Source organism: Methylobacterium sp. E-065 (assembly GCF_022829605.1).
Classification (GTDB): Bacteria; Pseudomonadota; Alphaproteobacteria; order Rhizobiales; family Beijerinckiaceae; genus Methylobacterium.
Genome location: NZ_JAKSYD010000039.1, coordinates 1 through 19,504 on the forward strand (window position 1 = coordinate 1; position 19,504 = coordinate 19,504).

Here is a 19,504-nt window from a genome sequence, read left to right on the forward strand (position 1 = left end):
GGGCGGGGGCTCCGATGGGCGCGGCGAGGCCGGTCACCTCGGCGATGGGGGTGCCGGTGCTCATCGGGGGCTCGCGCAGGTGGCAGCGACGACACTGACACGCGCTCTCCCTCCCCCCTCTGCGGGGGAGGGGGGCCGCCGAGCGGAGACATGAGAGTGATGCGAGGCTGCGGCACAGAGTTAAGTGCTACGGGAACGTGGCGGCGGAGTCGGAAGGCGCGATCCACGCGGCGGAGCCCCACAGACGCAGGCGCTACCACGTCCCGAAGTCGCGGCTGACGTGACCCGGAAGCTGAGTCGGGGATGTGGGGTATGTGTGAGCGCGACGCCTCTCCAGCCCCTTCTGCGGCGGAGGGTGGGGCGTGGGTCAGCAGGCGGCGGCAGAGTGCAGCGCGGTGTCCGAATGCGGCGCAACCTTCTCGTAGCACTGGACCTCGTACCGCACGGGCGCTCCCCTCGCCCGACTGGCTGCGGCGGCCACCCTCCCCCGCAGAGGGGGGAGGGAGAGCGCGTGTCAGTGTCGTCGCTGCCACCTGCGCGAGCCCCCGATGAGCACCGGCACCCCCATCGCCGAGGTGACCGGCCTCGCCGCGCCCATCGGAGCCCCCGCCCTCATCCAGGAACCCGGGACCCTCACGGCGTTCTGGCGCCGCCTGCGCGCCCGCCGGAGCGCTGTCGCGGGGCTCGTCATCGTCGGCCTGCTGATCCTGATGGCGGTCTTCGCCCCCGGGATCGCCCCCTACGACCCAACCGCTACCGACTGGGCCAACGTCCGCGGGCACCCAAGCTTTGCGCACCCGTTCGGCGGCGACGAGGTCGGACGCGACGTGCTTTCGCGGATCATCTTCGGCGCCCGCGCCTCGCTGGGCGCCGGCCTCGTCTCGGTGGCGCTGGCCGTATCCCTCGGCCTGCCGCTCGGATTGCTCGCCGGCTACGCGGGCGGCTGGATCGACGGCGTGATCTCACGGCTCACCGACGCGCTCCTGGCGATCCCGTTCCTGATCCTGGCGATCGCACTGGCCGCTTTCCTCGGCCCGAGCCTCGTCAACGCGATGATCGCGATCGGCCTCTCGGCGACCTCGACCTTCATCCGGCTGACCCGGGCGCAGGTGCGCGCCGTGGCGGCCGAGGAGTTCGTCGAGGCGGCGCGCGCCATGGGCAACCCGCCCTGGCGGATCGCCCGGGTCCACATCCTGCCCAACATCGTCCCGGCGATCCTCGTCCAGGCGACGCTCACCATCGCGGCCGCGATCATCGCGGAAGCGAGCCTGTCGTTCCTCGGCCTAGGCCAGCAGCCGCCCGAGCCGTCCTGGGGCGCGATGCTCAACACCGCCAAGAACTTCATGGACCAAGCGCCCTGGATGGCGATCTGGCCCGGCCTGTCCATCTTCCTGGCCGTGCTCGCCTTCAACCTGTTCGGCGACGGCCTGCGGGACGCCCTCGACCCGAGGCAGCGGACATGACCAAGCCCCTCCTGGATGTCCGCGACCTCGCGGTCGCCTTCGACACCGATGGCGGCGCGGTCCACGCGGTCAACGGCGTGTCCTACACCCTACACGAGGGCGAGACGCTGGGGATCGTCGGCGAGTCCGGCTCCGGCAAGAGCGTGCATGTGCTGGCCATGCTCGGCCTGATCCCGCGCCCGCCGGGCCGCATCACCGGCGGGCAGGTGCTGTTCGAGGGCCGGGACCTGCTCGCCCTGAAGGAGCGCGAACTCCGGAAGATCCGCGGCGGCGCGATCGGCTTCGTGTTCCAGGATCCGATGAGTTCGCTGAACCCGGGCATGACCGTCTCGGCGCAGATCGTCGAGCCCCTGCGGATCCATCTCGGCCTCGACGCCCGCGCGGCCCGCGCCCGGGCCAAGGAGCTGCTCGACCTCGTGCGCATCCCGAACGCGGCGGCGCGCCTCGACCAGTACCCGCACGAATTCTCGGGCGGCCAACGCCAGCGGGTGATGATCGCCATCGGCCTCAGCTGCCGGCCGAAGCTGCTGATCGCCGACGAGGCGACCACCGCGCTGGACGTCACCGTCCAGGCCGAGATCGTCGCGCTGGTGCAGGAATTGAAGCGCGAACTCGGCATGGCGATCATCTGGATCACCCACGATCTCGGCGTGGTAGCGGGCATCAGCGACACCGTGCAGGTGATGTATGCCGGTCGGATCCTCGAGCGCGGCCCGGTGGACGACATTTTCGCCGATCCCCGCAACGCCTACACGCTGGGGCTGCTGCGCTCTCTGCCGGACCTGAGCGCCGGCCGCGCCGGGCGCCGCCGCCTCCACCAGATCGAGGGCGCGCCGCCGGACATGCGCCACCCGCCGCCGGGTGATCCGTTCGCGCCGCGCAACGCCTTCGCGACCCCGCGCTGCCGGGCGGAGATGCCGCCCCTGGCTCAGGCGCCAGGCGCCGCCCCCGGCCACCTCGTCGCCGCTTGGTACGATTTGCCGAACCTGCTGGCGCAGGAGGCCACGCGATGAGCGGGCAGAATTATCCGATCGTCTCGGTGCGCGACCTGTCCAAGCACTATCCCCTGCGCTCGTGGTGGGGTGGCAAGGAATCCGTGTTTCGTGCCGTCGAGGGCGTGAGCTTCGACATCCGCCCCGGAGAGACCCTGGGCCTCGTCGGCGAATCCGGCTCCGGCAAGTCGACCATCGGCCGGGCCGTGACGATGCTCAACCCGCCGACCTCGGGCACCATCGCGTTCGAGGGCACCGACCTCGCCAAGCTCTCAGCGAGCGCCATGCGCAAGATGCGCGCCCGGATCCAGACGGTGTTTCAAGACCCCTACGCGGCCCTCAACCCACGGATGAGCGCCGGGGACTACGTCGCGGAGGCGTTCAAGCTGCATCGGCGCGACATGCGAGGCCCCGAGCGGCGGGAAGCGGTGGCGGCCCTGTTCCAACGGGTCGGGCTCGATCCCCGCTTCATGGGCCGCTACCCGCACCAATTCTCGGGCGGCCAGCGCCAGCGGATCTGCATCGCCCGCGCGATCGCCCTCAAACCCAGCTTCATCGTCGCCGACGAGCCGATCGCAGCGCTCGACGTCTCGATCCAGGCGCAGGTGGTGAACCTGCTGCAGGATCTACAGGACGAGATGGGCCTGTCCTACCTGTTCATCTCCCACGACCTGCGGATGGTACGCTACCTCTGCCACCGGGTGGCGGTGCTCTGGCGCGGGCGGATCGTCGAGCTGGCCGAGGCCGACGCGCTCTACGCGGATCCGCGCCATCCCTACACGCGCCGCCTGCTCGCCGCAGTTCCGGTGCCGCACCCGGCCGAGGAGCGCGCCCGCCTCGCCGCGCGAGACCTCGGGGGCCACGACCAGCCGCCGGATGGACCGCTCACCGAGGTGGCACCGGGGCACTGGGTGGCGCTACCGGGCGCCGGGTAACTATGGCTCACGCGTCTCTCCTCCCCCTTGCGGGGAGGAGCCGGAGGTGGGGGTGGTGCAGAAGGAACCGCACTGCTCGATCCTGAACCACCCCCACCCCTAACCCCTCCCCGCAAGGGGGAGGGGAAACGTTGGACGACTCGGAAACGACAGGACATCCCGTGAGAGACTTCTCCGCCCCCGGCCGCTCCCCGGTCTACGCCGCCAACGCCGCCGTCGCGACCTCGCACCCGCTCTCGACGCTCGCCGCCATCGAGGTGCTGCGCGCGGGCGGCAACGCCGTCGATGCCGGCATCGCGGCGGTCGCCGTGCAATGCGTGGTCGATCCGCTGATGACCGGCATCGGCGGCGACTGTTTTGCGCTGTATGCCCCCGCGGGCGCCACGAAGCCGATTGCCCTCGACGGCTCGGGCCGGGCGCCCGCCGCCGCGACGCCCGACTGGTACGCCGAGCACGGCGTCACGATCACGCCGACCTCGCCGCACGCCGTGACGGTACCGGGCGCCGTCGCGGCCTGGGATCTTCTGGTGCGCGAGCACGGCACCCGCTCCCTCGGCGAGTTGCTCCAGCCGGCGATCCGCTACGCCGAGGACGGGTTCGTCATCCAGCAACGGGTCGGCTGGGACTGGCACCGGGGCGCCGAGCGCGTGGCGACCGATCCGCACGCTGCCGCGACCTACCTGCCCGGCGGACAGGTGCCGGCGATCGGCAGCGTCCTGCGCCTGCCGAAGCTCGCAGCCACGCTCCGTCGCATCGCTGGGGACGGCGCGCGCGCCTTCTATACCGGGCCCGTGGCCGAGGACATGGTGAGCCGGCTTGACGCCCTCGGCGGCCTGCACACCCTGGACGACTTCGCCGCCGCCCGGCCCGACGTGGTGGTGCCGGTCTCGACCCGCTACCGTGGCTACGACGTCTACGAGTGTCCGCCCGCCGGCCAGGGCTTGGCCGCGCTGATGATGCTCAACGTGCTGTCCCACTATGATGTCGGCGCGCTGTCGGAGCTCGACCGGCTGCATCTGTTCGCCGAGGTATGCAAGCAGGGCTACCATCATCGCGACGTGCTGTTCGGAGACGCCGCCCTCGCCAACGTGCCGGTCGAGCACCTGCTCTCCGACGCCTGGAAGGCCGCCGCCCACGGGGCGATCGACATGGGCCGGGCCCAAGAGCCCAAGATCTATCCCGAGATCGCCCGCGAGATGGCCGAGGGCCGCGCCCACAAGGACACGGTCTATCTCTGCATCGTCGACCGGGACGGCAACGCGCTGTCGCTGATCAACTCGATCTTCCAGGGGTTCGGATCCGGGATCCTGGCACCCGAGAGCGGCGTGCTGCTGCACAACCGCGGCCTGTCGTTCCGCACCGAGGGCGGCCACCCGAACAGCGTCGGGCCGGGCAAGCGGCCGATGCACACGATCATCCCCGGCATGCTGATGAAGGACGGGCAGGCGGTCGCGCCGTTCGGCGTCATGGGTGGCCATTACCAGGCCATGGGCCATGTCGAGCTGCTCTCCGGCCTCCTCGATCGCGGCCTCGACGTGCAGAAGGCCCTCGATGCGCCCCGCAGCTTCGCCTATGGCGGGACCTTGGAGATTGAGGGCGGGATCTCCGACGCCGTGATGGCGGGGCTGAAGCAGCGCGGCCATCCGGCGATCCGGGCGCCGCTGCCGCTCGGCGGCGGTCAGGTCATCTGGATCGACCGCAAGGCCGGCACGCTGGCGGCGGGATCGGACCCGCGCAAGGACGGGGCGGCGCTGGGGTATTGAAGGCGGTTCGTGGGCGCCGCCTCAAGCGCGACGTCCTCTCTCCCCCGCGGAGGGGGGAGGGAGATCCTGCGGAGCTGTCCGCGCCCTGATCAATCGATATCCTCGACCGCCTCCATACCGCCAAAGACCCGCTGGGCGAGCGAGGCTTCCATGAACGGGTCGATGTCGCCGTCGAGCACCTCGTCCGGATCCGTGGACTGCGTGCCCGTGCGCAGATCCTTCACCAGCTGATACGGCTGCAGCACGTAGGACCGGATCTGGTGGCCCCAGCCGATATCGGTCTTGGAGGCGGCCTCGGCATTGGCCTTCTCCTCGCGCTTCTTCAGCTCGGCCTCGTACATCCGGGCGCGCAGCATGTTCCAGGCGGTCGCCCGGTTCTTGTGCTGCGAGCGCTCCTGCTGGCACGCCACCACGATCCCGGTGGGATTGTGGGTGATGCGCACCGCCGAGTCGGTGGTGTTGACGTGCTGGCCGCCGGCGCCGGACGACCGGTAGGTGTCGATCCGGCAGTCGGATTCCTTGATCTCGATTTCGATCCGGTCGTCGATCACCGGGTAGACCCAGACGCTGGCGAAGCTCGTGTGCCGCCGGGCGCTGGAATCGTAGGGCGAGATCCGCACCAGTCGGTGCACGCCGGACTCGGTCTTGAGCCAGCCATAGGCGTTGTGGCCCTTGATCAGGAGCGTGGCGCCCTTGATCCCGGCCTCTTCGCCGTCGGTCATCTCGACGATTTCGACCTTGTACTTCCGGCGCTCGGCCCAGCGGGCGTACATGCGCTGGAGCATGTTGGCCCAGTCCTGGCTCTCGGTGCCGCCGGCCCCGGCATGCACTTCGAGATAGGTGTCGAAGCCGTCGGCCTCGCCGGACAGCAGGGTCTCGACCTGCCGGCTCGCGGCCTCCTTCTCGACGGCCAGGATCGCAGCCTCGCCCTCGCGGATCGAGGATTCGTCACCCTCCATCTCGCCGAGTTCGATCAGCGTGGCGCCGTCCTCGAGATCGCGCTCGAGCTTCTTGATCGCCGTGACTGCCTCGTCGAGCTGCTGGCGCTCGCGCATGACGTTCTGGGCGGCCTCGGCATCGTTCCAGAGGTCGGGGTTCTCGGAAGCTGCGTTCAGCTCCGCGAGGCGTTTATCGACTGTATCCCAGTCAAAGATGCCTCCTCAGCAGCCCTATAGACTGCTTGGCGGCATCCGAGGCTTGCTCGATCTCGGCGCGCATCTGGTTCTTCGGAAAACGTGTGAGGCTGGTCGGGCCGGGGTGATACCCGCCGGGGGCCGGACTGTAAACGCCACAGCGCCGCCGTATGAGCGCTCCGTGCGGCGGCCGACCGCAGGGAGGGGAGCGACCCCACCGGCCCCGGACGCGTTGGTATCGACACCTGACGGGGCAAACGAAGGACCGGATCGATGGCAGAGGCCGACCACGCCGAGACCTGGAAGGACTTCAACGAAGCGGTCAACATGACGCCTGCGGCGCTGAAGAAACACCTCGACAGCGAGGCCAGCCAGGAGGTCGGCCAGAAGAAGGACGGCGATGAATCGACCGGCCACGAGATGGGCCGGCGCATCCTGGCGATCAAGGACACGAAAAAGGCCGACCTGACCGACGACGACTACGCCGCCATGCGCAAGGTCGTGGGCTACGTCCACCGCCATCTCAAGCAGGGTGGCGCGGCCCGGAAGGACCCCGACTCGCCCTGGCGGCTCTCGCTGATGAACTGGGGCCACGATCCGCACAAGGATTGAGAGCCCGTTCGACCTGAGCGCACGGTCGTCCGATGCATCAAAGGCCGAGTTCCGGTTTCGAAAGGTCGAGACCTTTCGCGGGTCCAGGGCGGAGCCTTGGAAAGGACTTCAGGGCTCTGCCCTGAAAACCCGCCCAAGGGCTCGCCCTTGGGAAACCCGGATAACCGGCTCAGTAGCGCGGGGGGACGACGTAGGACGGGGCGATCACGTATTCCTTCGGCCGCTTGCGCGCCCCGAACCGGCCCTCGGTGATCTGGTCGTTGTAGTAGTCGAACCCGGTGTAGCCGAAGCCGCCGCCGTTCATCACCTCGGCCACGGGGATCGCGGGCTGGGCGAGATCGGGGCGGCCCGGCGGCACGACCACCGTGCAGCAGCCCTCGGTGTCCAAGACCGTCGGTCCGTTCGGCGCCGTGAACACGTAGGATGGCCCGCGATACGACCCTGGCGCGTAGGCGGCGTCGGAGGCCGAGGCGCCCTGCCCCGCCACGAGAGCGAGGAGTCCGGCGGCGATCAGGGTCTTGGTGCTCACGCGATGCTCCGTCACAGGCCGGCTGGGCCGGCAACTCCCGAACAGTCTAGCTGATCGCGGCCGAATTGTCCCGCTCTTCCGGCCCGACCGGTTAGCGAATGGTCGGGCGGATCAGCCCCGGGCGCGCAGGACCACTTGCGGGCTCGCCGGAACCGGCTTGCAATCCGAGATGAAGGCGTTGAGCGGCAACGGCTTCGAATCACAGGCGTAGACATCCGTCGGGCCCGGCGCCGGGATCGGGTCGCGGGCGATGATCGGGTTCGGCGCACAGGCCGAGGCCGCGGCGGCGAGCAGCAGGGCGGCGATCAGGTTCAGGCGGCGCATGCTTCTCTCGGGACGCGGGGGGACCCCTCCCCTGACCCTGGCCATCGCAATCCGCCCTGACAAGCGCCGGAGCGGGACAGCAGCACCTTTGGCGGAGCCTGTCGCGCCGCGGCAACAATCAGGGCGGGCGCACCCGGAGAACGGAATGCGGGCATCAAGCCGCGTCTGCGTTCCGTTTCATGAGGCAGGGGCCATGGCAGGGTCGGGTTCGACAACACAGTTTCACGACATCGAAGAACAGATTAAAACGAGACTCGCTTCGATAGGCGAGATGGAAATAGATTCCATGATCTTTTGGTGGGATCTCTAAGAATAAAATGGCATAAATCAGGACTAAAATCAGCGCTTTGCGCTTTCTTAACCATCCAGATCTAGGATCTGCTCGTGTCCTGATGCAAACCAGCCTGGAACAAAAGCCATGAGATCGTCCCTCGCATCGTTGATGGCTGATGGGCTCAAGTCTTCGGCCGTCGGCCGTGCCAAAAGCGTTCCCCCCACAGGCTTCGAGGGTGAGATCGCGGTTGCGGCCCAGGTTTTTGCGGATGGCTTGGCCGTGATGTGGGCGGCCCGGCGTGATGCGGCGACGGCGCGGCCTTCGGACCCGGCGAGCAGGCGCGCCCTGCTCGACTCGATCACGAACCGGGCCGGCATCCTAACCGCGCGGACGACCGCATCGGCGGCGCAGCCCGGCACGGCCGGCGGCTTCGCACAGGCCGGGGCGTCGATTCACGACCTCGCCCGCAGGGTCCGGTCGGCCCAGACGCTGGCGCCGCACCCTGCGAACAGGCGTACGGCGGAACTTCGGGCCTCCGGCAGCGCGGCTTAGGTCACCGCCGGACCCGAGCGTCGCACCGCGGAGGGCGTGACGCCGGCCGGTTCGCGTCGGGTCGGCCTTATCCGGCCCGCACCATCGGCACGACGTTGTGCAGGGTCTTGTCGGTGCCGTCGAAGAACCGACGCACGTTGCGGGCGGCCTGGCGGATGCGCTGCTCGTTCTCGACAAGCGCGATGCGCACGTACTCGTCGCCGAATTCGCCGAAGCCGATGCCGGGTGCCACCGCCACATCGGATTTCTCCAGCAGCAGCTTCGAGAATTCGAGGCTGCCCATCTCCCGGTAGCGCTCGGGGATCGGCACCCAGGCGAACATCGAGGCCGCCGGCGAGGGAATCGTCCAGCCAGCCTTGCCGAAGGACTCCACCAGCGCGTCGCGGCGCTTCCGGTAGATGCTGCGCATCTCGTTGATGCAATCGTCCGGCCCGTTGAGGGCTGCGGTCGCGGCGACCTGGATCGGCGTGAAGGCGCCGTAATCGAGGTAGGACTTCACCCGGGTCAGCGCCGAGAGCAGGCGCTCGTTGCCGACCGCGAAGCCCATGCGCCAGCCGGCCATCGAGTAGGTCTTCGACAGCGAGGTGAACTCCACCGTGCAATCGATCGCGCCCGGCACCTGCAGGACGGAGGGCGGCGGATTGCCGTCGAAATAGACCTCCGCGTAGGCGAGGTCCGACAGCAGGATCAGCTCGTGCCGCTTCGCGAAGGCCACGAGGTCCGTGTAGAAATCGAGGTCCGCCACGTAGGCGGTGGGGTTTGACGGGTAGCACACCACCAGGGCGACCGGCTTCGGGATGGAGTGGCGCATGGCCCGCTCCAGCAGCGGGAACATCGCCGGGGTCGGCTCAGCCGGCACGGAGCGGATCACGCCGCCCGCCATCAGGAAGCCGAAGGCGTGGATCGGGTAGCTCGGGTTGGGCACCAGCACGACATCGCCCGGGGCGGTGATCGCCTGGGCCATGTTGGCGAAGCCTTCCTTGGAGCCGAGCGTCGCCACGACCTGCGTGTCGGGGTTCAGGGTCACGCCGAAGCGGCGCTGATAGTAGCCGGCCTGGGCCTTGCGGAGCCCGGCAATGCCCTTGGAGGCGGAATAGCGGTCGGTGCGCGGGCGCCCGGCGGTCTCGCACAGCTTGGCGATGACGTGCTTCGGAGCGTCGAGATCGGGGTTGCCCATGCCGAGATCGATGATGTCGGCGCCTTGCGCGCGGGCGGCGGCCTTGATCCGGTTGACCTGCTCGAAGACGTAAGGCGGCAATCGCTTGATGCGGTGAAAGTCGGTCATGGGCCTGTCCATCGGCGCGCCCCGGAGCTGGCGTCTCTCATTTGTGCCGGTCGCGCGAACCAAAGACTGTAGCAGACTTACGGGCCGCCGCCGACCCACAAAACCGTGGCTTTTACGGAGGCGGGGGCGCCGGCTTGATCGTGGCCGCCGCGCCCTGGCCGGCGCTCGCGGCGGCACGGCCGCGCGCCACGTTGCGACCGCGCGCGCTCTCCAGCTCGGCTTCCAATTCCTTCTGGCCGGTCGCGGATTTCGCCCGGATCGGGCGCTTCGGCGCGTCGACGCCGACAGGCATGTAGTCCGGCGCGGTCTTGCTGCGGGTTTCGGCCACGAAGTCCGGCGCCGCCACGACCCGTGGCCCGTAGCCCGCATCGGAGGCGAGCGAGCGCACGACGTCGCCCGAGCAGGCGGCCAGCGATCCGGCGAGGAGTGCGAAAAGCGCCGCCCGGATGAATGCCGGGTGCCGGCCGGGATCACCGAGGCACGATCCGGGGTTCAAAGAGGGTCGATCCATAGTCACATGTCCATGAGAAGACGCGCGGGCATGAGAAGATCGGCCGGATGTTTCGATCGCGTTCGTGAGCGCACTGGCGAAAACTCTGGCTCGCTCTTTATTTTGTCGGAAACGCGGCCCCTGCGCGGGTCGACGGATAAACCCACAGGGAGGCACGTTTGACCAGCCCTCAGGCGCCGGACCGGACCGCCCCTCCGAAACCGCCGACCAGCGGCGCGATGCCGGCTGGCGTCAGCCCGGCCTTGCCGGACTTCGAGGCGCTGTCGCGCAACGCCGGACAGTTCATGGAGGCGATGGGCCGCAATGTCGGCCGTCTGCTTCAACCCGACGCCCAGGCCGGCGCCCCCGGCGGGGACATGAACGAGGCCGCCAAGGTCCTCCAGCAGGTGGCCGAGGCTTGGCTCACCGACCCGAACAAGAGCGCCGAGGCCCAGGCCCGCCTGTCCCAGGCCTTCTTGAATCTCTGGGGCTCGACCTACCTGCGCCTTCAGGGCCAGCCGGCCGATCCCGTGGCGCTCCCCGAGCCGCGGGACGCGCGTTTCGCGCACGCCGATTGGTCCACCAACCCGTATTTCGACTTCCTCAAGCAGGCCTACCTGATCGGCACCCGCTGGGCCGAAGGGCTGGTCGAGGAGGCCGACGGGCTGGACGCGCATACGCGTCACAAGGCGCAGTTTTACCTGCGCCAGTTCACCAGCATGCTCTCGCCCTCGAACTTCCTGCCGACCAACCCGGAATTGATCCGCCACACCCTGCAGGAGAATGGCGCCAATCTCGTCCGCGGCCTGAAGATGTACGAGGAGGATCTTGAGGCCGGCGGCGGGCAATTGCGCGTGCGCCAGACCGATCCCAGCGGCTTCGAGGTCGGCAAGAACGTGGCGGTCACCCCCGGTGAGGTGGTGTTCCGCAACGACCTGATCGAGCTGATCCAGTACACCCCCACCACCGAGACCGTCCTGCGGCGCCCATTTTTGATGGTGCCGCCGTGGATCAACAAGTTCTACATCCTCGATCTCAATCCCCAGAAGAGCTTCTTCAAGTGGATGGTCGACCAGGGACTGACGGTGTTCTGCATCTCGTGGGTGAACCCGGATGCGCGCCACGCCGACAAGGACTTCGAATCCTACATGCGGGAGGGGATCGAGGCGGCGATCGACGCGATCGGGGTCGCCACCGGCGAGAGCGAGGTGACGGCTGCCGGCTATTGCGTCGGCGGCACGCTGCTCTCCGTGACGCTCGCCATGCAGGCGGCCACCGGCAACCGGCGGATCAAGAGCGCGACGCTGCTGACCACCCAGGTCGACTTCACGCATGCAGGTGACCTGAAGGTTTTTGCCGACGAGGACCAGATCCGCCAGATCGAGGCCCGCATGGAGCAGCAGGGCTACCTGGAGGGCGCCCAGATGGCGAACGCCTTCAACATGCTCCGGCCGAACGACCTGATCTGGCCCTACATCGTCAACAACTACATCAAGGGCAAGGCGCCCACGGCCTTCGATCTGCTGTACTGGAACTCCGACGCGACCCGGATGCCGGCGGCGAACCATTCATTCTACCTGCGCAACTGCTATCTGAACAACACGCTGGCGCAGGGCCGGATGGTGCTGGGCAACGTCCGGCTGGACCTCAAGAAGGTGCAGATCCCGATCTTCAACCTCGCCACGCGCGAGGACCACATCGCACCGGCGCTCTCGGTGTTCGAGGGCTCGAAGGTGTTCGGCGGCAAGGTCGATTTCGTGCTCGCGGGCTCCGGCCACATCGCGGGGGTGGTCAACCACCCGGCAAAGCCAAAATACGGCTACTGGACCGGCGGACCGGTGAAGGGGACGCTGGAATCCTGGATCGAAGCCGCGGTGGAAACCAAGGGCTCGTGGTGGCCCTACTGGTTCCAGTGGATCGAGGCCCAGGCCCCCGAGCGGGTCCCGGCCCGCAAGCCGGGCGGCGACGCGCTGCAATCGCTGGGGCCGGCCCCGGGGACTTATGTGCGGATGCGCGCCTGAGGCAACGGGTCTGGAAAGCAGATCAGGATCGGCCGGAGCCTCCTCTTGTCGTTCCGGGCGAGGCACTGGGACCCAGACCAGCGTAAGATCCGCAAGCGTTCCGTCGGATGGAATGGCAGCGCTGCGCTCGCAGGGACGAGCGCAGCGAAACCGCTGAGCGGGTGCCTCAGTACTTCCGCACCAGCGGCGCGGGGGCCGGCGCCGGCGGGGCGCCGAACACGTAGCGGAAGCCCACCGAGACGATGTCGGCGCTCGAATCGACCACGCCCGCGAAGGCGATGTTGCCGACATTGTAGTCGCGCCCGATGCCGGCCAGGATCCGCGACCGGTCGAGGAAGAAGTGCGAGTAGGCGGCGTTGAGGGTCAGCTTCTCGTTCCACCGATAGCTGGCACCGACCGAGACGTTGTAGCGGTCGCCATCGGGCAGGCGCACCGAGCGGTTGGAGAAGTCGATCGGCGAGGTCTCGTAGGCGAAGCCGGTGCGCAGGGTCAGATTCGGCGCGGCGTCGTACTCGGCACCGATCGAGTAGGTGTAGCCGTCCTTGTAGTTCAGCGGCAGCGAAGTGACCGGAAGGCCGAGCGACTTCGAGACGATGCCGATATTGCCGAGCCTCGACCAGTTGTCCCATTCGAAGCCGAGGTTGACCCGTGCCACCGGCGAGATCGCCTGGGTCAGGCCGACGCTCAGCTTATCGGGGGTGTTGAGCTTGGCGCGGACCTGACCGGCTGCTCGGGCCAGGGCGACCAGCGGCACGCCGATCGAGCCGTCGATATCGTGGTGCACCGAGGAGCGGTAGCCGATGCCCAGCACGGTCCCGTCGCGCGGCGTGATCGTGGCGCCCGCGGTGAAGCCCGCACCCCAGGACTCACCCTTGAGGAAGGAGCTCGGATAGACGGTCGGCTGGATGCCGGGGATCGGCAGCGCCTGCCGCAGGGTCAGGCGAAAATATTCGATGTTCGGACCGGCGGCGACGGACAGCCACTCGTTGACCTTGAAGCCGATCACCGGGTTGAAGGCGAGCGAGAAGATCCGCGACGAGCGTCCGTAGACCTCACCGGCCCAGACCTGCCGCGGCTTGGTCACGAGGCCGAACGGCGCCCCGGTCGAGAGGCCGAGCCAGAGGCGGTCGTTGAGCTGGTAGGAGGTCGCCCCCGCCGGCACGACCGCGCCCTGGCCGATATCGCCGGATCCGCCGAGGCGGGCGAATCCCGGATTGGTGCCGACATCCGGCCGGATCGTGGAGGACAGTCCGATATAGGTGAAGTTCTGCTCCGCGACGAAGCCCGGGTTCATCGTGATCGTCGCGGGATTCCAGAAGATCGAGGAGACGCCGCCCGAACCCGCCGCGGCGCCGGCCCAGGCGAGCCCCTGCGCCTGGGTACTCTGCTCCCGGATCCCGAACGCGCCCGCATGCGCCGCCCCGGCGCCGAGGACCATCGCTGTCGCCGCGAGCATCGCCGCGCGCACCGTCCCGCCCATCTCGTCCCCCAAGCCCTTCGACCCTGTTGGGCACCGTCGAGTGTTCGTGACTCGTTATGCGGCACCGCTTCGCTCATGGTGCCAATTCCGAGGGCAAAACCGCAACGACAATCGGTCATTCCTGCGCAAAGACGAAGCATGCCGAGAGACCTAGAGTATGCTCGAGGATGCTGCAGTTGTTTTGGGAACGACTGTTTTTAAGCGATCCTATCCTGAGTTCCGTCGCACACGCGCACGCAGGAACAATAGATCAACAAACGGGTAGATATGCACTTTTCCGCCGGTGCGTTGCTCGGCGGCAACACGTGCGCGGACACCGGTCCGCAGCGTTCGCGCTTGCGCCTGGACCGGCGCCCGGCCATGGTCCCGGCGACCGGCGGAGACCGGTTCCAGGGTAGGAATTCAGGAGCGCGGCGATGAAGCTCTTCCGGCACGGTCCGAGCGGCGACGAGAAGCCCGGCCTCGTGGACGCGAGCGGGGGCCTGCGCGACCTCTCGAGCGTCGTCCGCGACATCGCCGGACCGGCGCTGTCCCCCGAATCGCTCGCGCGGCTGCGGGCGTTGGATCCCGAGACGCTGCCGAAGCTGCCGCCGGACGTGCGGCTCGGCCCCTGCGTGGGCGGCACCCGCAACGTGGTGGCGATCGGCCTGAACTTCGCCGACCACGCCGCCGAGACCGGATCGCCGATCCCCGCCGAGCCGATCATCTTCAACAAGGCGCCGTCGAGCCTGTGCGGCCCGAACGACGCGGTGATCCTGCCCAAGGGCTCGTCCTGCACCGATTGGGAGGTGGAACTCGCCGTGGTGATCGGCCGGCGTGCCAGCTACGTCCACGCCAACGAGGCGCTGAACTACGTGGCGGGCGCCTGCATCTGCAACGACGTCTCCGAGCGCGACTGGCAGATGAACCGCGGCCCGACCTGGACCAAGGGCAAGAGCGCGCCGACTTTCGGGCCGCTGGGCCCCTGGCTGGTGACGCTGGACGAGATCCCGGACCTCAAGAACCTCGCCATGAGCCTCGACGTGAACGGCGAGCGCCGGCAGACCGGCTCGACCGCGACCATGATCTTCGACGTGCCCCAGCTCGTCGCCTACACGTCGCACTTCATGCTGCTGGAGCCCGGCGACGTCATCACCACCGGCACGCCGCCGGGCGTCGGCCTCGGCATGAAGCCGCCGCGCTACCTGAAGGCCGGCGACGAGATGGTGCTGCGGATCGAGCGGCTCGGCGATCAGCGCCAGACCGTGATCGCCTTCGACGACTGGACCGCCAAGGTCTCGGCCGGCGAGCCGACCGACTGAGCCGGGTGCTTGATTTTTTTGCGCCGATCCCACTCAAAGGCACCATGAGCCAAGTCACCACCCCGCACCCGCAGGACATCCGCCACGATTGGACCGTGGCGCAGATCCAGGCGATCCACGACCTGCCGCTGCTCGATCTCGTGCATCGGGCCGCCACCGTGCATCGGGCGTACAACGACCCGGCCGATGTCCAGCGCGCGAGCCTGCTGTCGATCAAGACCGGCGGCTGCCCGGAGGATTGCGGCTACTGCTCGCAATCGGCCCACCACAAGGAGACCGGGCTGCCGCGCCAGCGCCTGATGCCGGTGGAGACCGTGCTGGCCGAGGCCGCCGCCGCCAAGGCGTCCGGCGCGACCCGGTTCTGCATGGGCGCGGCGTGGCGCAGCCCCAAGGACGGGCCGGATTTCGATGCGGTGCTGGCCATGGTGCGCGGCGTGCGTGGCCTCGGCATGGAGGCCTGCGTCACGCTCGGCATGCTGACTGCGAGCCAGGCCGAGCGCCTCGCTGAGGCCGGGCTGACGGCCTACAACCACAACCTCGATACCGGGCCGGACTATTACGACAAGATCGTCTCCACCCGGACCTACGAAGACCGGCTGAACACGCTGGATCGGGTACGCGAAGCGGGGATCGGCGTCTGCTGCGGCGGCATCATCGGCCTGGGCGAGGGATCGAGCGACCGCGTGGCGATGCTGCACGTGCTGGCCAACCACGCACCCCATCCGGAGAGCGTGCCGATCAACGCGCTGGCGGCGGTTGCCGGCACGCCCCTGGGCGACACAGCCGAGGCGATCGACCCGTTCGACATGGTGCGCATGTGCGCGACCGCCCGCATCGTGATGCCCCGGGCCCGGGTCCGGCTCAGCGCCGGCCGGCGGGCGCTCAGCCGCGAAGCCCAGGCTCTCTGCTTCCTGGCGGGCGCCAACTCGATTTTCTACGGCGAGCGGCTGCTCACGACTGCCAACGCTGAGGCGGACGCGGATGCTGCGCTGCTGGCCGATCTCGGCATTCGCGTCGCCGAGCCGGTCCTGGCGGCTGCGGAATAAGGCTCCGTCCCGAGGGACGGAGTAGGGGCTTCAGCCCTCGGCCAGCACGATCCGGAACCGCGCCCCGCCCTCGCAGGTGTCGAGGGTCAGCGTGCCGCCCATGATCCCGATCAGCTCGGCGGCGATCGGCAGGCCGAGCCCCGTTCCACCGGACCGCGTCGAGCCCGCAAAGGGCGCGAACAGGTTTTCCCGGGCGCGCGCCGGGAGGCCGGGTCCGTTATCGGCGACCAGAATGGTGATCCGCCCCGGTTCCTCGCGGGCGGCCGTGACCCGCACCGTGGCGTCGGCGACCTTGGCGCCGTCGAGGGCCTGTACGGCGTTGCGGACAAGGTTGGCCAACGCCCGCCCCAGCTGCTCCGGATCGGCCTGGACGGACAGGCCGCCCGCCGCCACCGCCACCGCCACCGCCACGGGATGTGCCGAGAGCGCGGCGAGATCCGGGAGTTCCGCGAAGATCGGCGCCAGCGGTGTCCTGACGAGGCGCGGCGCCCGCTCGCTCACCCGGCCATAGGCGAGCGTCGCCTCGCAGAAGCGGATCGCGCGGGCGAGCGTGCCAACGAGGCGCGGCGCGACGCGCTGGACCGTGGGATCGGCGGTGCCTTCCAGGCGATCACCGAGCAATTGCGCCCCGGTCAGGAGATTGCGCAACTCGTGGCTGATCTTGCTGACGGCGAGGCCCAGCTCGGCCAGCCGCCGCTTCTGGCGGAGCTGATCGGCGAGGCTGCGCTGCATCTGCCCGAGTGCCAGCTCGGCCTGTCCAATCTCGTCGCTGCGGCGGGACGGCGCGATGATCCGGCCTGCATCCTCCGGATCGTCCGCGAAGGCGGTGATGCTGGTGACCAGCCGCCGCACCGGGCGCACGATCAGGACCTGCAGCACCACGAAGACCAGCCCCGCCGCCGACGCCGCGATAATCAGCGAGGAGACCAGCAGCCGCAGGGCGTAATCGACCATGGCCGAGCGGAGCGGCGCCTCGTCGAGCAGGATCTCGACCCGATCGAAGCCGATCCCCCCCTCCCCGACTACGCGGATCGGCTCCTGCGTCGGGGCCACCAGGGTCCGCCACGCCCCGCGGATCGCCGAGAAAGCCGTGACGTCGCGCAGGTCGACCGTATCGGCGACGCGTTCCGGCACCGCCTCGATGGCGAGCAGGCGCTGGGTGCCGCCGCCGCGGACCGCGATGGCGCGGGCGTTGACGCCGGCAAGCAGCCGACTCTCCAGCGCCTCCGAGACCGGCTCGCCCGTCCGGCCGTCGAGGACCAGGGCGGCGACCTGCGCGGCCGCCAGCCGGTCGGACATCCACTCGATCCGGTAATTGGCCACGGCCGGCACGTAGGTCAGCACCTCCGCCACCACTACGAACGCCACGGTGACGAGGAACAGCCGGCCGGACAGGCCCAGGCGCAGCCTGCGCCGGTCGGACCCGTCGCGGATCTGGGCCGGGACTGGCACGGCAGCCGTCGCGACCGCGGTGTCGGACTCGAGCGCCATATCGGTCACGCTCCGCGCGGGCGTCGCGGAGGCGGATCGAGACGGCGGTGGTTGCTCGAGCCGGTTCCGGCCTTCGCGGGGGACATGTTCACAAGCCACGGTTTTGCAGGCGATACAGCCTCTAGGCCGTGAGCACTATAATGTAATGGCCCGCGAGCGGTTGCATCTGCCATCGCCACCGGATTCGCGGTCGGGAGCCATCCGTGTGTCCTGGCGCGGTCACGCGCTCGCATTGCGATCCGGCGGATCCGAACATGTGAACCGACACCCCAAGTGCCGTTTCAGCGCGCCCTGCACTTGGGAATAGCGGCAAGTCGTTGTTTTGACGCAGGCTCTCGCGTCGAAGCGGGCTCCGCGTCGGCGGATCACGCCCGAGAGCGGTGCCGGGCGCGCCGGCTCAGGGTCATGCTGACCAGGGCGAAGGCGGCCAGCATCACGAGCCCCGCCACCATCTTGGGCGTCACGAGGTCCCGCAGGGTCAGGGACCGGTCACAGTCGGTTGCGGCGGTGGCCAGGCAGGCTGTCCGGGCAGCCTCATGGGCGGCGACGACATCCTCGATCCCCGCCCCCGTGGTGGCGTAGACGAAGACGCCCGGCAGCAGACCCAGGAAGGTCGCCAGCACGAAGACCCGCATCTTAACCCCGAAGGCGGCCGGTGCGAGGTTGGTCACCCAGAACGGGAACAGCGGCAGCAACCGCAGGACCGCGATGTAACCGAAGGCATCACGGCGAAAACCCTCGGCAAGGCCCGCGAGGCGGGTCCCGCCCATCCGGCGGAGCAGGTCGGCGCCGGGGCCGCGGCCGATGGTGAACACGATTGCCGCCCCCGTGGTGGCGGCGCAGAGCGCGGTCAGCGCCCCGGGCACGATCCCGAACAGGAAGCCGCAGATCATGGTGAGGATCAGCGTGGCCGGCACCGACACCACCACGGCCCCGACATAGAGGCAGTAGGCCGAGACCAGCGCGCGGCCATAATCGGCCTCGACATAGCCCCGCAGCCACGCCCGGGAGTCGAGCAGACGGTCGAGGCTCAGGAGCTGCGCCGCGCCCGAGACGAGGACGATGGTCGAGATGCCGATCAGCAGCACGAGCGGCAGCCAGCGCCGGACGCGCTTCCAGCGGCCCTCGCGGGGGGCCCCGGCGACGGGCAGGACCTCGCTCACCCGGGCTTGCGCATCCGCAGGATCTTGAAGAACCCGCCCGGGAAGGTCGGCTTCAGGCCTAGCACCTCGACGCCGTTGCGCCGGGCCCAGGCCTCGATCCGCGTCGCCTTGAAGTCTGAGGACCAGCCGATCTTGGTGCAGAGCGGCGCCACGATCTCCTCGACCCGGGCCAAGGGGCCGTCGCTCTGGCCGAAATGGTTGGCCAGCACGATGCCGCCGCCGGGCCGCACCACGCGCAGGAACTCCGACATCGCCGCCTCTGGGTCGGGCACCAGGGTGATCAGGAACTGCGCCACCACGGCGTCGAAGCTCGCATCGGCGTAGCCCAGGTGGCAGACATCCATCACCTGCAGCCCCTTCACGTGGGCCAGATTCCGGCGCTGGACCTTCGCGCGGGCGCGCTTGAGCATGTCCTCCGAGAGGTCGACGCCGCAGACGAAGCTCGCCTTCGGATAGTAGCCGAGCGCCAGCCCGGTGCCGACGCCGGCCTCCAGGATCCGCGGGCCATGCTCGGCGGCGGCCTCCACGGCGGCGCGTGCGGCGGGCTCGGTGAGCTTGTCGTAGACCACGTCGTAGACGGGGGCCCAGCGCGCGTAGGCCTTGCGCATCAGGGCCGTGCTCGGCCCGGCCGTCTGCGGCTCGCTCAGCAT

At 69.1% G+C, this 19,504-nt stretch carries 18 protein-coding genes; 9 read left to right on the forward strand and 9 right to left on the reverse strand.

The genetic code is table 11. The annotated features are described in order from the left end of the window. Nucleotides 1–548 precede the first annotated feature (548 nt). From MKK84_RS02625 to ggt, 4 genes are all read left to right on the forward strand, one after another. Entirely contained in the window at nucleotides 549–1,463 is a 915-nt protein-coding gene (locus MKK84_RS02625) for an ABC transporter permease (RefSeq protein WP_243916481.1), read from the forward strand. Next, nucleotides 1,460–2,476, forward strand: coding sequence for an ABC transporter ATP-binding protein (locus tag MKK84_RS02630; protein ID WP_243916482.1), 1,017 nt, complete (start codon nucleotides 1,460–1,462; stop codon nucleotides 2,474–2,476). The genes MKK84_RS02625 and MKK84_RS02630 overlap by 4 nt, the downstream gene beginning before the upstream one ends. Then, the gene (locus MKK84_RS02635; protein WP_243916483.1) at nucleotides 2,473–3,390 is read left to right on the forward strand and encodes an ABC transporter ATP-binding protein; all 918 of its coding nucleotides are present in this window, start codon (nucleotides 2,473–2,475) and stop codon (nucleotides 3,388–3,390) included. Before MKK84_RS02630 ends, MKK84_RS02635 begins: the two co-directional genes overlap by 4 nt. 161 nt (nucleotides 3,391–3,551) lie before the next feature. Further along, nucleotides 3,552–5,153 carry a gamma-glutamyltransferase gene (gene ggt, locus MKK84_RS02640; RefSeq protein ID WP_243916484.1) on the forward strand — a complete coding sequence of 534 codons (1,602 nt, stop codon included), beginning with the start codon at nucleotides 3,552–3,554 and terminating at the stop codon, nucleotides 5,151–5,153. Between the two features lie 89 nt (nucleotides 5,154–5,242). On the opposite strand, the gene prfB is transcribed toward ggt, so the two are convergent. Beyond that, a protein-coding gene (gene prfB, locus MKK84_RS02645) for a peptide chain release factor 2 (RefSeq protein WP_243916485.1) occupies nucleotides 5,243–6,371 on the reverse strand; the annotation gives its coding sequence in 2 pieces (ribosomal slippage) (nucleotides 5,243–6,301 and nucleotides 6,303–6,371; 1,128 coding nt in all). Between the two features lie 188 nt (nucleotides 6,372–6,559). On the opposite strand from prfB, the gene MKK84_RS02650 reads away from it, so the two are divergent. Further along, complete coding sequence (locus tag MKK84_RS02650; protein ID WP_243916486.1) at nucleotides 6,560–6,898, forward strand: DUF3140 domain-containing protein; 339 nt, start codon at nucleotides 6,560–6,562, stop codon at nucleotides 6,896–6,898. Nucleotides 6,899–7,067: 169 nt separating this feature from the next. Here the strand turns inward: MKK84_RS02650 and MKK84_RS02655 are convergent, their stop codons facing one another. Together MKK84_RS02655 and MKK84_RS02660 are read right to left on the reverse strand one after the other, a co-directional pair. After that, nucleotides 7,068–7,427 carry a hypothetical protein gene (locus tag MKK84_RS02655; protein ID WP_243916487.1) on the reverse strand — a complete coding sequence of 120 codons (360 nt, stop codon included), beginning with the start codon at nucleotides 7,425–7,427 and terminating at the stop codon, nucleotides 7,068–7,070. Nucleotides 7,428–7,538: 111 nt separating this feature from the next. Further along, nucleotides 7,539–7,751 carry a hypothetical protein gene (locus tag MKK84_RS02660; protein WP_243916488.1) on the reverse strand — a complete coding sequence of 71 codons (213 nt, stop codon included), beginning with the start codon at nucleotides 7,749–7,751 and terminating at the stop codon, nucleotides 7,539–7,541. A 418-nt stretch (nucleotides 7,752–8,169) separates the two neighbouring features. Between MKK84_RS02660 and MKK84_RS02665 the strand changes: the two genes are divergently transcribed. After that, a complete protein-coding gene (locus MKK84_RS02665) occupies nucleotides 8,170–8,577 on the forward strand; it encodes a hypothetical protein (protein ID WP_243916489.1) in 408 nt (135 codons plus the stop codon). A gap of 67 nt (nucleotides 8,578–8,644) precedes the next feature. Here MKK84_RS02665 and MKK84_RS02670 read toward each other — a convergent pair whose 3' ends face one another. Both MKK84_RS02670 and MKK84_RS02675 read right to left on the reverse strand, forming a co-directional pair. Next, nucleotides 8,645–9,862, reverse strand: a complete 1,218-nt coding sequence (locus tag MKK84_RS02670) for an LL-diaminopimelate aminotransferase (RefSeq protein WP_243916490.1) — start codon at nucleotides 9,860–9,862, stop codon at nucleotides 8,645–8,647. A gap of 112 nt (nucleotides 9,863–9,974) precedes the next feature. After that, nucleotides 9,975–10,373 (reverse strand): hypothetical protein, encoded by a 399-nt coding sequence (locus MKK84_RS02675; RefSeq protein WP_409566429.1) that lies wholly within the window; start codon nucleotides 10,371–10,373, stop codon nucleotides 9,975–9,977. A gap of 158 nt (nucleotides 10,374–10,531) precedes the next feature. Between MKK84_RS02675 and MKK84_RS02680 the strand changes: the two genes are divergently transcribed. Further along, a complete protein-coding gene (locus MKK84_RS02680; RefSeq protein ID WP_409566430.1) occupies nucleotides 10,532–12,373 on the forward strand; it encodes a PHA/PHB synthase family protein in 1,842 nt (613 codons plus the stop codon). 166 nt (nucleotides 12,374–12,539) lie between these two features. Here MKK84_RS02680 and MKK84_RS02685 read toward each other — a convergent pair whose 3' ends face one another. Beyond that, complete coding sequence (locus MKK84_RS02685) at nucleotides 12,540–13,853, reverse strand: OmpP1/FadL family transporter (RefSeq protein ID WP_243916551.1); 1,314 nt, start codon at nucleotides 13,851–13,853, stop codon at nucleotides 12,540–12,542. Nucleotides 13,854–14,269: 416 nt separating this feature from the next. Between MKK84_RS02685 and MKK84_RS02690 the strand changes: the two genes are divergently transcribed. Together MKK84_RS02690 and bioB are read left to right on the forward strand one after the other, a co-directional pair. Continuing rightward, a complete protein-coding gene (locus MKK84_RS02690; RefSeq protein ID WP_243916491.1) occupies nucleotides 14,270–15,154 on the forward strand; it encodes a fumarylacetoacetate hydrolase family protein in 885 nt (294 codons plus the stop codon). A 44-nt stretch (nucleotides 15,155–15,198) separates the two neighbouring features. Next, entirely contained in the window at nucleotides 15,199–16,200 is a 1,002-nt protein-coding gene (gene bioB / locus MKK84_RS02695) for a biotin synthase BioB (RefSeq protein ID WP_243916492.1), read from the forward strand. A 30-nt stretch (nucleotides 16,201–16,230) separates the two neighbouring features. Here bioB and MKK84_RS02700 read toward each other — a convergent pair whose 3' ends face one another. The 3 genes from MKK84_RS02700 to MKK84_RS02710 all read right to left on the reverse strand — a co-directional run bounded on the left by MKK84_RS02700 (nucleotide 16,231) and on the right by MKK84_RS02710 (nucleotide 19,504). Further along, nucleotides 16,231–17,691 (reverse strand): sensor histidine kinase, encoded by a 1,461-nt coding sequence (locus MKK84_RS02700; protein ID WP_243916493.1) that lies wholly within the window; start codon nucleotides 17,689–17,691, stop codon nucleotides 16,231–16,233. 365 nt (nucleotides 17,692–18,056) lie between these two features. Further along, a complete protein-coding gene (locus MKK84_RS02705; RefSeq protein WP_243916494.1) occupies nucleotides 18,057–18,854 on the reverse strand; it encodes a TVP38/TMEM64 family protein in 798 nt (265 codons plus the stop codon). Next, on the reverse strand, nucleotides 18,851–19,504 hold the full coding sequence (locus tag MKK84_RS02710; protein ID WP_243916495.1) for a class I SAM-dependent methyltransferase: 654 nt from the start codon (nucleotides 19,502–19,504) through the stop codon (nucleotides 18,851–18,853). The genes MKK84_RS02705 and MKK84_RS02710 overlap by 4 nt, the downstream gene beginning before the upstream one ends.